The 13,382-nt window shown below is 64.7% G+C and carries 12 protein-coding genes and 1 tRNA gene; 8 read left to right on the top strand and 5 right to left on the bottom strand.

Annotation, left to right across the window (positions count from 1 at the left end; all coding sequences use genetic code 11):
• Window positions 1–73: 73 nt before the first annotated feature.
• Both rapA and CLAM6_RS16690 read right to left on the bottom strand, forming a co-directional pair.
• Window positions 74–3,016, bottom strand: a complete 2,943-nt coding sequence (gene rapA, locus CLAM6_RS16695) for an RNA polymerase-associated protein RapA (RefSeq protein ID WP_107335838.1) — start codon at window positions 3,014–3,016, stop codon at window positions 74–76.
• A gap of 138 nt (window positions 3,017–3,154) precedes the next feature.
• On the bottom strand, window positions 3,155–4,012 hold the full coding sequence (locus CLAM6_RS16690) for a TlpA disulfide reductase family protein (RefSeq protein ID WP_153636673.1): 858 nt from the start codon (window positions 4,010–4,012) through the stop codon (window positions 3,155–3,157).
• 199 nt (window positions 4,013–4,211) lie between these two features.
• Here CLAM6_RS16690 and CLAM6_RS16685 point away from each other — a divergent pair, with 199 nt between their 5' ends.
• A complete protein-coding gene (locus CLAM6_RS16685) occupies window positions 4,212–4,472 on the top strand; it encodes a hypothetical protein (RefSeq protein ID WP_153636672.1) in 261 nt (86 codons plus the stop codon).
• Between the two features lie 35 nt (window positions 4,473–4,507).
• Here the strand turns inward: CLAM6_RS16685 and CLAM6_RS16680 are convergent, their stop codons facing one another.
• The 3 genes from CLAM6_RS16680 to ispB all read right to left on the bottom strand — a co-directional run bounded on the left by CLAM6_RS16680 (window position 4,508) and on the right by ispB (window position 6,183).
• Window positions 4,508–4,738 carry a hypothetical protein gene (locus CLAM6_RS16680; protein WP_153636671.1) on the bottom strand — a complete coding sequence of 77 codons (231 nt, stop codon included), beginning with the start codon at window positions 4,736–4,738 and terminating at the stop codon, window positions 4,508–4,510.
• Window positions 4,739–4,874: 136 nt separating this feature from the next.
• Window positions 4,875–4,951: transfer RNA gene (locus tag CLAM6_RS16675), tRNA-Pro, on the bottom strand.
• A gap of 242 nt (window positions 4,952–5,193) precedes the next feature.
• Entirely contained in the window at window positions 5,194–6,183 is a 990-nt protein-coding gene (gene ispB / locus CLAM6_RS16670) for an octaprenyl diphosphate synthase (protein ID WP_107335841.1), read from the bottom strand.
• A 283-nt stretch (window positions 6,184–6,466) separates the two neighbouring features.
• On the opposite strand from ispB, the gene rplU reads away from it, so the two are divergent.
• From rplU to ribF, 7 genes are all read left to right on the top strand, one after another.
• Entirely contained in the window at window positions 6,467–6,778 is a 312-nt protein-coding gene (gene rplU / locus CLAM6_RS16665) for a 50S ribosomal protein L21 (RefSeq protein WP_043335971.1), read from the top strand.
• Window positions 6,779–6,811: 33 nt separating this feature from the next.
• Window positions 6,812–7,069 carry a 50S ribosomal protein L27 gene (gene rpmA, locus CLAM6_RS16660; protein WP_043335969.1) on the top strand — a complete coding sequence of 86 codons (258 nt, stop codon included), beginning with the start codon at window positions 6,812–6,814 and terminating at the stop codon, window positions 7,067–7,069.
• A gap of 125 nt (window positions 7,070–7,194) precedes the next feature.
• Complete coding sequence (cgtA, locus tag CLAM6_RS16655; RefSeq protein ID WP_153636670.1) at window positions 7,195–8,391, top strand: Obg family GTPase CgtA; 1,197 nt, start codon at window positions 7,195–7,197, stop codon at window positions 8,389–8,391.
• A gap of 203 nt (window positions 8,392–8,594) precedes the next feature.
• The gene (gene proB / locus CLAM6_RS16650; RefSeq protein WP_153636669.1) at window positions 8,595–9,776 is read left to right on the top strand and encodes a glutamate 5-kinase; all 1,182 of its coding nucleotides are present in this window, start codon (window positions 8,595–8,597) and stop codon (window positions 9,774–9,776) included.
• 289 nt (window positions 9,777–10,065) lie between these two features.
• A complete protein-coding gene (rpsT, locus tag CLAM6_RS16645; protein WP_043335965.1) occupies window positions 10,066–10,332 on the top strand; it encodes a 30S ribosomal protein S20 in 267 nt (88 codons plus the stop codon).
• Window positions 10,333–10,611: 279 nt separating this feature from the next.
• Entirely contained in the window at window positions 10,612–12,108 is a 1,497-nt protein-coding gene (gene murJ, locus CLAM6_RS16640) for a murein biosynthesis integral membrane protein MurJ (RefSeq protein ID WP_242007837.1), read from the top strand.
• A gap of 134 nt (window positions 12,109–12,242) precedes the next feature.
• A complete protein-coding gene (ribF, locus tag CLAM6_RS16635; RefSeq protein WP_153636667.1) occupies window positions 12,243–13,376 on the top strand; it encodes a bifunctional riboflavin kinase/FAD synthetase in 1,134 nt (377 codons plus the stop codon).
• Window positions 13,377–13,382: the final 6 nt, after the last annotated feature.

Genomic DNA, 13,382 nt, shown 5'->3' with positions numbered 1-13,382 from the left:
CCCACGGCAAAACGCCCCACCTGCCGATGGCAGGTGGGGCGTTTCAGGTGCATCACTGACGCCTGCGGTCAGCTCAACGCTCGTGGGCATCCACGGTGACGATGACGCGCACGCTGTCCAGACGCAGGCGGGTGGTCTCGATGGCGCCATCCAGCGCGGCACGCTCCTGACGCAGCGCTTCGAGCTCTTCCTCGCGCACGGCCGGGTTGTGGCTGGCCAGGGCTTCCAGGCGCGCCAGTTCGGCACTGAGCTGCTCGCGCATCTGCTGCTGGGCCTGCTCGACGATGGTCGGCAGTTCGCGCTCGGCTTCCTGCTCGGCATCGCTCATCAGCTTGCGCAGCGTGGCGTGGCTCTGCTTGATCAGGTCACGCGCGACCGCCTTCTTGACCGGCTTGAGGTTCTTTGCCAGTCCGCCGAAGGACACCTTGTCGGACAGGTTGCTGCCGGTTTCATCCAGCAGCACGCGGATGGCGGTCGGCGGCAGGAAGCGGCCCAGGCGCAGGCCGCGCGGCGCGGTGGACTGGGTGCGGAACACCACTTCCGTCATCAAGCGGCCACCGGGAATCGCCGGGTGCTTGAGCAGCGCCAGCGCGGTGTTGCCCATCGAGCCGTCCAGGATGCGGACCAGCATCTCGCGTACCAGCGGGTGCTCCCACGACAGATGCTGCACGTCTTCGCGTGACAGCGCGGTGGCGCGGTCACTGGTGACGCTGAAGCCTTCCTCGCCCTTCACCAGCCCCGGCAGACCGTCGAGCATGTGCGGGCCTGGTGCCAGATAGGTGATGCCGTCGCCGAGGTCCCGGCTCTCGATGCCGAAGATGTCGAAGGCGCGCTCCAGATAGCCGGGCAGCGCCTTGTCGTTGTCCAGCGTCTCGATGGCGGCGATGACTTCCTCGGCGCGCTCGTGACGGCAGGCATTGAGTTCCAGCAGGCGGTTGCGGCCGGACTGACGCTCTTCCTGCAGGGCGTCGAAGCGCTCGCGGGTCTGCTCGATGATGCTGTCGATCTCTTCGCTGTCGAGCAGGGCTTCTTCCAGCTCGTCGCCGAACTGGGCGTAGAGCTCGCTGCCGATGCCGTGCGGCGCGCTGAAGGCATCCATGCCGTCACGGTACCAGCGCAGCAGCTGGGCGCCCGGCGAGCCTTCGAAGACCGGCACGTGAATCTCGATCGGGAACTGCTGACCGATGCGGTCCAGACGCCCGATGCGCTGTTCGAGCTGGTCCGGGTGTACCGGCAGGTCGAACATCACCAGGTGGTGGCAGAACTGGAAGTTGCGACCTTCCGAGCCGATTTCCGAGCACACCAGCAGCTGCACGCCTTCCTCTTCGGAGGCGAATGCCGCGGCGGCACGGTCGCGCTCGACCAGGCTCATGCCCTCATGGAAGACCGGTGCATGCACGCCGCCCAGCACGCGCAGGCCTTCGGACAGCTCACGCGCGGTATCGGCGGTATGGCAGATCACCAGCGCCTTCTCGTTGCCGAGGTCGGTCAGGGTTTCCAGCAGCCACATGACGCGCGGGTCGATCTGCCACCAGGGCTCCGCGTTCATGCGGTCATCGGGCAGGGCGCGATACATCTCGTCGAGGAACAGCACCACCTCGGGGTGGTTCATGCCGGTCTCGATCAGCAGGTCATCGAGGTAGTCCTCGTCACGCTCCAGCTTGCGCACCACGCGACGGTAGGAGGAGGGCAGCTCCAGCTCGTGGACGTGCAGACGACGCTCGGGGAAGCCGGCGACATGGGTGCGTGAGTTGCGGAACATCACGCGGCCGGTGCCGTGGCGGTCGAGCAGCTGGTCGCGCAGCTGGCGACGCGCGCTGTCGCGCTGGGCATCGTCGGCATCGCTGTCCATCAGGGTGTCGAGCAGGGCGCGGCTGTCGCTGTCATCCAGCACGCTGGCGAGGCTGTCGAGGCCGGACTGGTCGGCGGGCAGCGCTTCCAGGGCGTCGATGGCGCTGGCGACGGCCACATAGCCCTGCTCCTCGGCCTTGAAGCGCTCGATGTCGTGATAGCGCTCCGGGTCGAGCAGACGCAGGCGCGCGAAATGGCTCTCGAGCCCCATCTGCTCCGGCGTGGCGGTCAGCAGCAGCACACCGGCGGTCTGGCGAGCGAGGGATTCGACACAGGCGTAGCCCGGACCGACCTTGTCTTCGCTCCAGTCGAGGTGGTGGGCCTCATCGACGATCAGCATGTCCCAATCGCAGGCGGCTGCCTGGACCTGACGCGACGGGTTGGCGAACAGCCAGTCCTGGCTGGCCAGAATGATCTGGTTGCCTTCGAAGGGATTGCGTGTGCCGTAGGCCTTGCACTGTTCCTCGTCGAGCAGCGAGACATCCAGCGCGAAGCGGCGCAGCATCTCGACCAGCCACTGGTGGGTCAGGCTCGCCGGTACCAGGATCAGCGCTCGGCTGGCGCGGCCGCTGAGCAGCAGGCGATGCAGGATCAGACCGGCTTCGATGGTCTTGCCGAGGCCGACTTCATCGGCCAGCAGTACCCGTGGCGCGTGACGGCGCGAGACTTCATCGGCGATGTACAGCTGGTGCGGCACCAGATCGACCTTGGGGCCGGACAGGCCCAGCGCCGGGCTCTGCTCGACACGATGGAAGTGGCGCAGGGTGCGGTAGCGCAGGTCGAACCAGTCATTGCGGTCGACCTGGCCGGTCAGCAGGCGGTCACGCGCCTGATTGAACTGCATCTTGTCGTTCAGGCGGGCTTCGGGAAGCTCGATGAGCTCGCCGGCATGCTCGCCGCTGCGCTCACAGATGTAGACGATCTGGCCGCGCACTTCCTTGAAGTCATCGACGATCAGCCATTCGCCATCGTCGGACTGGATGCGGTCGCCATTGCCGAAGGCCACCCGGGTAAGGGGCGCTTCGCGCAGACTGTAGGTGCGGGTTTCTTCGCTGGCGGCAAAGAGCACGGTGACGGTGCGGAAGTCGACATTGAGGATGGTGCCAAGGCCGAGATCAGCCTCGCCGTCACTGATCCAGCGCTGACCGGGAATGAAGTCGCTCATGAAGCCTCGGGGTAGGACAAAGACGGGAATCGGGAATACAGGGGCGCGGTATCTTACCGGATCAGACGCCGTGGCTTAAGCGCCTTTTCTTGCGGCGAGCGTCTTTGTCGCACCGAGCGAGGCCACCAGGGTGTCGCACTATGGCCGTGACGCCGGTAGCAGGGCGTCCAGCTGGGCGCGGCTCAGCTCGCCGATATGACGCTCGATCAGCTGTCCGTCGCCATCGAAGACGAGGGTCGCGGGCAGTCCCTGCGCCTCGGCCAGCGCCATCAGTTGCATGGCGGGGTCGAGCAGCGCGTACTCGAGCGTCAGCTGTTCGCTTTTCAGAAAGCGGGTCACCGCCAGTGCCTGCTCGCCCTGATTGGCGAGTACCACGGTGACGCCGGGTCTCTGATCAGCCTCTGCCAGCAGTGGCATCTCGCGCCGGCAGGGCGGGCACCAGGTGGCCCATAGATTGACGATCACGCGCTCGTCCCGGATGTCATTCAGTGCCACGGGGCGGCGGTCCAGATGATTGAGGGTGATGGCAGGCATCGCCTCGATGGCGGACTCGTTGCCCAGCGGGTCGAGTTGCTTGAGGCCGAGGAAGGCGGTCAGCCCCAGGGTCAGACTGCCCAGCGCGATGACCTGGCGAATCGCGCCATGCCGGCGCAGCAGCCACAGGCTGGCCAGGGTCGCGGCCAGCATGCCGCCGAGCAGGTGGTAGCCCGGTTGCCACAGCTTGAGGATATCCAGCGGTGCCTGCTGATAACTTGCCCAGTGCAGCGCGACATGAGTGAGGCGCGCGCCGATCACCCAGCTGACCAGCATGTGATTGAACCAGCGCGCGGGGCTCAGCGGGGGAGAATCGTGAGCGGGCGCGGTCGTGCCCCTGGCGTGCATGCGTGCCAGCAGACGAATCAGCAGTGAGAACTCGATCAGCATCACCAGGACTGCCACGAAGGCATAGAGGCGTTCGACGGAAATCAGGGCAGGGCCCAGGGCGATGGCATCCATGCGGTTATCCTCTGGCGGTGTCCGGGGGGAGCGTTCAGGGCAGCAATGCCTGTCGGCCTGTATGTGGCAAGCGCTTGGCAAGCGCTCGGCAGGCGCTGCAGTCGCGAGGCTCGAGTATGCGATAATCGACGGACTTCGACATCCACGCCTCGCGCGCTGAGCATTGCTCTGCCGCCGAGGACGCTGCAAGGATATCCCCATGCTGTCACATCATTATGACCGTAGCCGTGCGATCGCCGTTGCCAGTCAGGCCACTGGTCTGATCGCCATCGTCGCGCTGGAGACCTGGCTTGGCGATGCCGCCCGCCCTTGGCAGGGGCTGGTGTTCGCCCTGATGCTGGCCTTCGGTCTCGGCCTTGCCCTGCGCAGTTACTACCTCAAGCAAAAGGCCCGCCGCGACCGTGAACGTGCTGGTCGCGAGCGGGCCCGCAAGGCGAGTGACAGCTGGATGTCCGACTGACTCGCCGCTCGATATGGCTCAGTGCGCGCCATGAATCAGTAACTCTGCAGGCGGTAGCCGTCGCGCTCCATGCAGTATTTCAGCAGTGTCTGCTTCTCGTTGGCGGACTTGTCGGTCAGGCCAAGCTCGTACTGGCAGCCCGCATAGGTATTGTGGGCTTGTGTGCTGTTGGCACCTGGCTTTTCCCATTGGGCGCGCGGGCTGGCGCAGGCGGAGAGCAGTGGGGTCAGCAGCAGGGACAGCAAGGCAAGACGCAGTGTGTGCATGGGGCATCCTGAGGGATGTAGCGCGTTGGGAAGTGCGTCGCAGATGCGAGCAAGCAGAAGCAGGCTTGTGAGGCAGGAAAAACCTTCCAGCATCAAAAAAGCCGCTAATCAGTGATCAGCGGCTTTTTCATATGTCTGGTCGGAGTAGCAGGATTCGAACCTACGACCTCTGCCTCCCGAAGGCAGCGCTCTACCAAGCTGAGCTATACTCCGATGCGTCGTGAGCTTGTCTCGACGGAGGTGAATTATACGCAGGCAGCTTTGCTTTGCAAGCCCTTGAGGTCAAAAAGTTTTATCTGAGTCTCAAGGGGCAATTCCGCTGTCGAGAAGCGCGCTTCTCTTTACCTCGTCCTGCCGGCGCTTCTCGCCACGTTGGCGGCGGTTTTCTGCTGTCATGATGGACTGACTGACCAGCTGACCGACGACCTGCCAGGCAGGCCATCGTCATGCGGGTATCAGGCCTGGCGGCCGACGCTCAACAGCGCGATGCGCTCTAGGCTGTCGCGGAATTCGCTCTCCGGCAGTGCCTTGAGCTCGTTCAGAGCGTTGTCGGCCATCTCCTGGGCACGGCTGCGGGTATAGTCGAGGCCACCCGTGAGGCGCACCACTTCCAGTACCTCGTCGAGCTGCTCCAGCCCACCTTTCTCGATGGCGCCGCGCACCAGACTGGCCTGCGCCGGGCTTCCGACCTGCATGGCGCGAATCAACGGCAGGGTCGGCTTGCCTTCGGCCAGGTCATCGCCGACGTTCTTGCCCATTGTCTCGGCATCGCCCTGATAGTCGAGCAGATCATCGATCAGCTGGAAGGCGAGGCCCAGGTAGCGGCCATAGTTCTGCAGCGCGCTGACCTGTGCCGGGGTGACGGTGTCGTCGGTTTCCCTGGCCAGAATCGCGCCGGCATGTGCGGCCGCCTCGAACAGCATGGCGGTCTTGCCGTGGATGGTCTCGAAGTAGGCGGCTTCATCAATGTCGGCGTTGCCGATATTGGTCAGCTGCAGGACTTCCCCCTCGGCGATGGTGCAGGTGGCGGCGGAGAGAATCGCCATCACGTCCATCGAGCCGACTTCGACCATCATCTGGAAGGAGCGTGAATAGAGGAAGTCACCGACCAGCACCGAAGGCGCATTGCCCCAGGTGTCATTGGCGGTGGAGCGGCCACGCCGCAGGCTGGATTCATCCACGACATCATCGTGCAGCAGAGTCGAGGTGTGCATGAATTCGATCAGCGCGGCCAGATGGACGTGTTTCTCGCCTTGATAGCCCAGCGCGCGGGCTGCCAGCAGCACCAGCACCGGGCGCAGGCGTTTGCCACCACTCTGGATGATGTACTGACCGATGGTCTGGACCAGCGGCACGCGCGACTCGAGCTGCGCGAGGATGGTGCGGTCGACGGCGGCGAAGTCATCTGCCACTGCCGCGTGAAGGGTCGATGCGTCGGCTTGCATGAGATCGTCGTGCCCGTAGCGAGAGGTGAGGCCGCCGTGGCGTGCCGTTTGGCGGTAATGCTATGGGGCACCCCTATGGCCGTCAAGGCGTGCACCCGCGCAAGGACGCTGGCTGGCGGCCGATTGGTCGCGTAAACCTTGACATTGCTTGTCGGTCGCGGCACGTGGCGCTATAATACGCGGCCGTGACTCATCCCGCTCCCTGTCAGATGGCTCCAGAAGGGGCGCCACTCGCAGCAGGCCACCCAAGAGCACACCCTTGATGAGTCCGATGGAGAGAATCATGTACGCAGTTATCAAGAGCGGTGGCAAGCAGTACCGCGTTCAGGAAGGCCAGACCCTGAAGCTCGAGAAGCTTGAAGTCGCGACTGGCGAAGCTATCCAGTTTGACGAAGTCCTGATGGTCGCTGAAGGCGACGACATCAAGGTCGGCGCTCCGCTGGTTGAAGGTGCCAAGGTTTCTGCCGAGGTCGTGTCTCACGGCCGTGGCGACAAGGTCACCATCATCAAGTTCCGTCGCCGGAAGCACTCCATGCGTCGTGCGGGCCACCGTCAGTGGTTCACCGAAGTCAAGATCACTGGTATCTCTGCTTAATTGCAGCGCTACCCACCATAGGAGAATTATCCAATGGCACATAAGAAGGCGGCGGGCTCTACCCGCAACGGTCGCGATTCTGAATCCAAGCGCCTTGGTGTGAAGCTGTTCGGTGGCCAAGCGGCTATCGCCGGCAACATCATCGTGCGTCAGCGCGGCACCCGTTTCCACGCTGGTACTGGCGTCGGCATCGGCAAGGACCACACTCTCTTCGCTCTGGCCGACGGCCACGTGAAGTTCGAGACCAAGGGTCCGAAGAACCGCAAGTTCGTCAGCATCGTTTCTGCCTGAAACGTCTGACAGCTTACGCAGACTGCTCGATGCCCCGGTGTCGCATGGCAGTCTGCAAGGAAGCCCCGCTCAGGCGGGGCTTTTTTGTCGCATGACGGCCCGGGTCGTCGTCAGGAGAGAGCAGCATGCAGTTCCTTGATGAAGCGTCGATCATTGTAGAGGCCGGACGTGGCGGCAATGGTTGCCTGAGTTTTCGCCGTGAAAAATACGTGCCGCGCGGTGGTCCCGATGGGGGCGACGGCGGGCACGGCGGCAGTGTGTACCTGATCGGGGATGACTCGCTCAATACCCTGATCGACTTCAAGTTCCAGCGCTACTATCAGGCGGAGAGCGGCGATGCCGGTCAAGGCCGCCAGATGGCAGGCAAGGCGGGCGAGGACCTGATCGTCAAGGTGCCGGTCGGCACCACCGTGATCGACGAGGAAACCCTCGAGATCATCGGTGACGTGACGGAAATCGGTCAGCTGTTGCTGGTCGCGCAGGGCGGACGTCGTGGTCTGGGTAACATCCACTTCAAGTCCTCGACCAACCGCGCGCCGCGCCAGACCTCCAAGGGAACCTGGGGCGAGCGTCGCAACCTGCGCTTCGAGATGAAGGTGATGGCAGATGTCGGTCTGCTCGGCATGCCGAATGCCGGCAAGTCGACGCTGATCCGAGCCGTCTCCGCCGCCAAGCCCAAGGTCGCCAACTACCCGTTCACCACCCTGGTGCCGAACCTCGGTGTCGTGAAGATCGGTAGCCACCAGCACTTCGTGATGGCCGATATCCCTGGTCTGATCGAAGGCGCTGCTGACGGCGCTGGCCTGGGTCTGCGCTTCCTCAAGCACCTGACGCGTACGCGCCTGTTGCTGCACGTGGTGGACATTGCGCCCTTTGACGAGAGCGACCCGGCCTATGCGGTCGAGGCGATCCTCAAGGAGCTCAAGAACTTCTCCGCGGCACTGACGGAGCTGCCGCGCTGGCTGGTGATCAACAAGATCGACCTGCTGCCCGAGGACGATCGCGACGCAATGGTCAAGGACCTCGTCGAGCGCCTGGGCTGGGAAGGCGAGCTGTTCGTCGTCTCCGCGGCCAGCGGTATCGGTACTCAGGAGCTGGTGCAGGCCGCTCACCGCTGGCTGGGCGAGCAACGCCTGCACCTGGCAGAAGATCCGGAAGCTGCCGAGGCACATGCCGCCCTGCTGGCGCGCATGGAGAACGAGTCGCTGGAGCGCGCTGAAGAGCGCCTGACACGTCGCAAGCGCAAGAAGGATGACGAAGAAGAGGACGATGACGACTTCAATGACGACGATTACGACGTCGAAGTCGAATACGCGCCCTGAGGTATCAGTTCGTCCGGTGGCTGTCCTGCGCGGCAGCCACCGAGTGACGAGCGACCCGCTTCGCGATTCACGCCCCGCCCCGAACCTCATGGTCTCGCGGCGGGGCGTTTTCGTTGTCGGGGCCGGCGAGGAGTGATGACAGCGGGCTGGCGGGAGCAGACAATGGCAAGCAGGGAGGCAGAGCCTGCCGGGCGAGGGATTACATGACAGGAGAGAGCGCGGTGTCGGAGCAGAAGGTGGCGGAAGTGGCGGAACTGGGTACTCAGACGGGGCGTGAGGCCTTGGCCAATGCACGACGCGTGGTGGTCAAGATCGGCAGTGCGCTGCTGACCGATGACGGCCGCGGGCTGGATGATGCCGGCATCGGCCGTTGGGTCGATCAGATCGCGGCGCTGCACGCGCGGGGCGTCGAGGTGATCGTGGTGTCCTCCGGGGCGATCGCGGTCGGCATGTCGCGGCTGGGCTGGTCGGCTCGCCCCAGCGGCGTGCATGAGCTGCAGGCGGCAGCGGCGGTCGGGCAGAACGGCCTGACCCAGTGCTATGAAGAGCATTTCCATCGTCATGGCCTGACCACGGCGCAGATTCTGCTGACCCACGATGACCTCTCCAACCGCAAGCGCTACCTGAATGCACGCTCGGCGCTGCGCACCCTGGTCGACCTGCGGGTGGTGCCGGTGATCAACGAGAACGACACCGTGGTCACCGACGAGATCCGCTTCGGCGACAACGACACCCTCGGCGCGCTGGTCGCCAACCTGCTCGAGGCCGATGCGCTGTTGCTGCTCACCGATCAGGAAGGCCTCTATGATGCCGACCCGCGTCATGACCCGGCGGCCAGCCTGATCGAGGAAGCCCAGGCCGATGACCCGGTACTGGTCAAGGTGGCCGGCGGCGGTGGCGTGCTCGGACGTGGCGGCATGGCGACCAAGGTGCGCGCGGCGCGTCTGGCGGCGCGCAGTGGCGCATTGACCGTGATCGCCTCTGGTCGTCAGCCCGAGGTCATCACCCGGCTGGCTTCCGGCGAGCGCTTCGGCACGCTCCTCTTGCCGGAGCATGCGCCGATCGCGGCGCGCAAGCGCTGGATCGCGGGGCAGCTGCAGGTGCGCGGCACCCTGACGCTGGATGCCGGCGCCGTCAATGTGTTGACCACGCGTGGCTCCAGCCTGTTGCCGGTGGGCGTCAGGAAGATCGAGGGCGCCTTCAAGCGCGGTGATCTGGTGCAGTGCGTCGATGAATCCGGCCAGCGCATCGCCAAGGGCCTGGTGAATTACAGCGCCGAAGATGCCGGACGGATTCTCGGCCTGCCCAGCCATCAGATCGAAGCCACGCTGGGCTATATCGAGGCGCCGGAACTGATCCACCGCGACAACCTCATCGTGCTGTAGCGCCCATGAGGCCTGCTCCCTGGCTCTGTGCCCGACTCCTGCGCAGGCAAGCTCAGACTGGCGATATGCGCTCGGGTCATGCTAGACTCTGCCGTCCTGTCGGGTGCTGGTCCGCCCCGATGGCGAAGGTTTGACGGGGCTTCCACGTCAAGTCGCTGATTTCTCGAAAGTCTTCACATCAGTGTCGAAAGGCGAGAGATGATCGGACTCGCTGTCGCGGTGCGACAACGTCTTCCAAATTCAAGTTCATGAGTACGCGCCTACGGGTGGACTCATAAGGAGCATCAAAGTGGCAAATTCCAAGCAAGCACGTAAGCGCGCTCGTCAGGCTGAAGTTCGTCGTCAGCACAACTCCGCACAGCGTTCCGCCGTGCGTACCAGCATCAAGAACGTGCTGAAGACCGTCAAGACTGGCGATCACGCTGCTTCCATGGCCGCTTTCAATGTCGCGCAGAAGGTCCTCGACCGTTACGCCGACAAGGACATTCTGTCCAAGAAGAAGGCCGCTCGTCTGAAGAGCCGTCTGAACACTCGCGTCAAGGCACTGGCTGTCTAAGACGTGTGAGTGTGAAAAAACCGGCTTCGGCCGGTTTTTTTGTGTCTGTCTGTCGAGTGGATGACATCGGTATCAGGTCAGGGAAGCGAGAGGGGTGTCAGGGTGAGCAAGCCGCAGGATGAGTCGCCCGCAGGCGAGAAGGAAGTCAGGGGAGAAGACGGCAAGGCCGAGGCCGCCGCGCAGTCGGCTTCACAGGCGAGTGCCCAGGGCGAGACCCGCTCGGGCGACAGCCTGCCGGTGCGGGGTGGTCTGTTGCGTTCCGGGTTGATCGTCAGCGTGATGACGATGCTGTCGCGCGTGCTGGGCCTGGCGCGCGATGTGACCATCGCATCCCTGCTGGGCGCCGGCAGCGGGGCGGACGCCTTCTTCGTCGCCTTCAAGATCCCCAACTTCATGCGCCGCCTGTTTGCCGAGGGTGCCTTCAACCAGGCCTTCATTCCGGTGCTGTCGGAGTATGCGACTCGCCGGACGCGGGAAGAGGTCCGCGAGTTGCTGGACGCCGTCAGTGGCAGTCTTGGTGTCATACTCGCGTTGATCACCGCGCTTGCGATGCTGTGCGCACCCTGGCTGGTGTGGGTCTTCGCGCCCGGGTTCGGTGACGATGCCGGCAAGCTGGCGCTGACCGGCGACATGCTGCGCCTGACCTTCCCGTATCTGCTGCTGATCTCGCTGACCGCCTTCGCAGGCAGCGTGCTCAATACCTGGAATCGCTTTGCGGTGCCGGCCATCACGCCGGTGCTGCTCAACCTGAGCCTGATCGGTGCGGCACTGTTGCTGGCCCCGCGCTTCGAAACACCCGCCATGGCGCTGGCCTGGGGGGTGCTGATCGCAGGTGGCGTGCAGTTGCTGTTCCAGGTGCCGTTCCTGCTGCGGCTTGGCCTGATGCCCAAGCCCTGGCCGAATTTCGCCCATGAAGGCGTGCGCCGCATCCTCAAGTTGATGACCCCGGCGCTGTTCGGTGTCTCGGTCTCGCAGATCAATCTGCTGCTGGATACCGTGCTGGCCTCGTTCCTGGTCACCGGCAGCGTGTCGTGGCTCTATTACTCCGACCGTCTGGTCGAGTTGCCGCTGGGCATCATCGGCATCGCCATCGGGACGGTGATCCTGCCGGCGCTCTCCAAGCGCCACGCCGAGCAATCACTGGAGCACTTCCAGAAGATGCTCGACTGGGCGCTGCGTTCGGTGCTGTTGATCGGTGTGCCGGCGGCGCTGGCGCTCGGCGTGCTGGCCGAACCCCTGCTGATCACGCTGTTCCACTACGGCGCGATGACCGACAACGATGTGGTGATGTCGGCCCAGAGTCTGCGTGCCTACAGCTTCGGTCTGCTGGCCTTCATGTTGATCAAGGTGCTGGCACCGGGCTTCTATGCACGTCAGGACACGAAAACGCCGGTCAAGATCGGTATCATCGCGATGGTCGCCAACATGGCCTTCAACCTGGCGCTGATCGTGCCGCTGGCGCACGCCGGGCTCGCGCTGGCCACGGCGCTGTCGGCCTTCCTCAATGCGGGTCTGCTGGCACGCGGCCTGTATCGTGATGGCGTGCTGCGCTTCCAGCCCGGCTGGGGACGCTATTCGCTGACCCTGATCGGCGGTTGTGCCCTGATGGGTGGCGGCCTGTTGTGGCTGTCACCGGACTGGACCACCTGGCTTGGTTGGGGCCTGTGGGAGCGCTGTGCGATGATGGGAGCGCTGGTCGTCGGCGGTGTACTGGCCTATGCGGTGTGGTTGGGGCTGTGCGGTGTCCGCCCGCGGCATTTCCGCATGCAGAGCTGAGTCTGCTGCCCGGGTGCCACGCAGGTTGGTGCCCTCGGTTCCAGCTGTTTTCTCCCTGGCGGGGCAACGGTGGCTGTCAGCGCCGTGCCCCTTCGCTATAATCGACCACTTTCGGCGGCTTGTGTGATGCACGCATGGACTTGATCAGAGGACTCCACAATCTCGCCCGCCTGCGCAAGCAGGATGGCAGTCGCGGCTGCGTGGCCACCATCGGCAATTTCGATGGCGTGCATCTCGGCCACCAGGCGATTCTGGAGCAACTTCGCGAGCGCGCGGCGGCCTATGGCCTGCCCGCCACGGTGGTGGTGTTCGAGCCGCAGCCGCGTGAGTTCTTCGCGGGTGACAAGGCGCCGCCGCGGCTGACGCGTCTGGCGGACAAGGTGCGTCTGCTGGGTAGCCATGGCGCCGAGCGCGTCCTGTGTCTGCCCTTCAATGAGACGCTGCGCTCGCTGTCGGCACGTGAGTTCATCGAGCAGGTGCTGATCGATGGGCTCGGCGTGCGTCATCTGGTGGTCGGTGACGACTTCCGCTTCGGCTGCGATCGCGCCGGAGACTTCGCGCTGCTGGAGCGCATCGGCGCCGCCGAAGGCTTTGCGGTGGAGCATACCCGCACCTTCGAGATCGCCGGTGAGCGTGTTTCCAGCACCCGCGTGCGTGAGGTGCTGGCCGCAGGCGACATGGCGCTGGCCGCCCGGCTGCTGGGGCGTGCCCACCACTGGCAGGGGCGCGTGGTCGCGGACCGCCAGCTGGGCCGCACGCTGGGCGTGCCGACCGCCAACCTGCCGCTGCCGAATGCGCCGCTGGCGGTCTCCGGCGTCTACGCGGTAATGGCGCACCTTGCCGACGGCCGCGACTGTCCGGCGGTGGCCAACATCGGCTGGCGCCCGACGGTCGGTACGCCGCGGCCGGTGCTCGAGGTCCATCTGCTGGACTTCGCGGAAGACCTCTATGGCCAGCCGATGCGCGTCAGCTTCTGCGCCTTCCTGCGCGGTGAACAGCGCTTCGATGGCCTGGAAGCCCTCAAGGCCGCCATCTACGCCGACATCGCCCTGGCGAAGCGCTTCTTCGCGCTGGCCGCGGGCGAGACGCCTGCCGGTGATGAGCAGGCGTTGCTCGATTGCATGACCTCGATGGCTGACCTGCCGCTGGCCAGCCGTCCGCTGAGCGCACTGATGACGGATGCGCCGACGGCACCCTTACACGGCACTGCTGAGGTGTCTGATTCCACAGCTCGGGAAGCCCAGGCTTCCCGCCCCCACGACGGCTGACCCGAA

The sequence above is a fragment of the Cobetia sp. AM6 genome (genome assembly GCF_009617955.1).
In the GTDB taxonomy this organism is placed as follows: Bacteria; Pseudomonadota; Gammaproteobacteria; order Pseudomonadales; family Halomonadaceae; genus Cobetia; species Cobetia amphilecti.
Note: the sequence above shows the minus strand (reverse complement) of the source record. Positions and strands in the feature narration are given on the sequence as shown.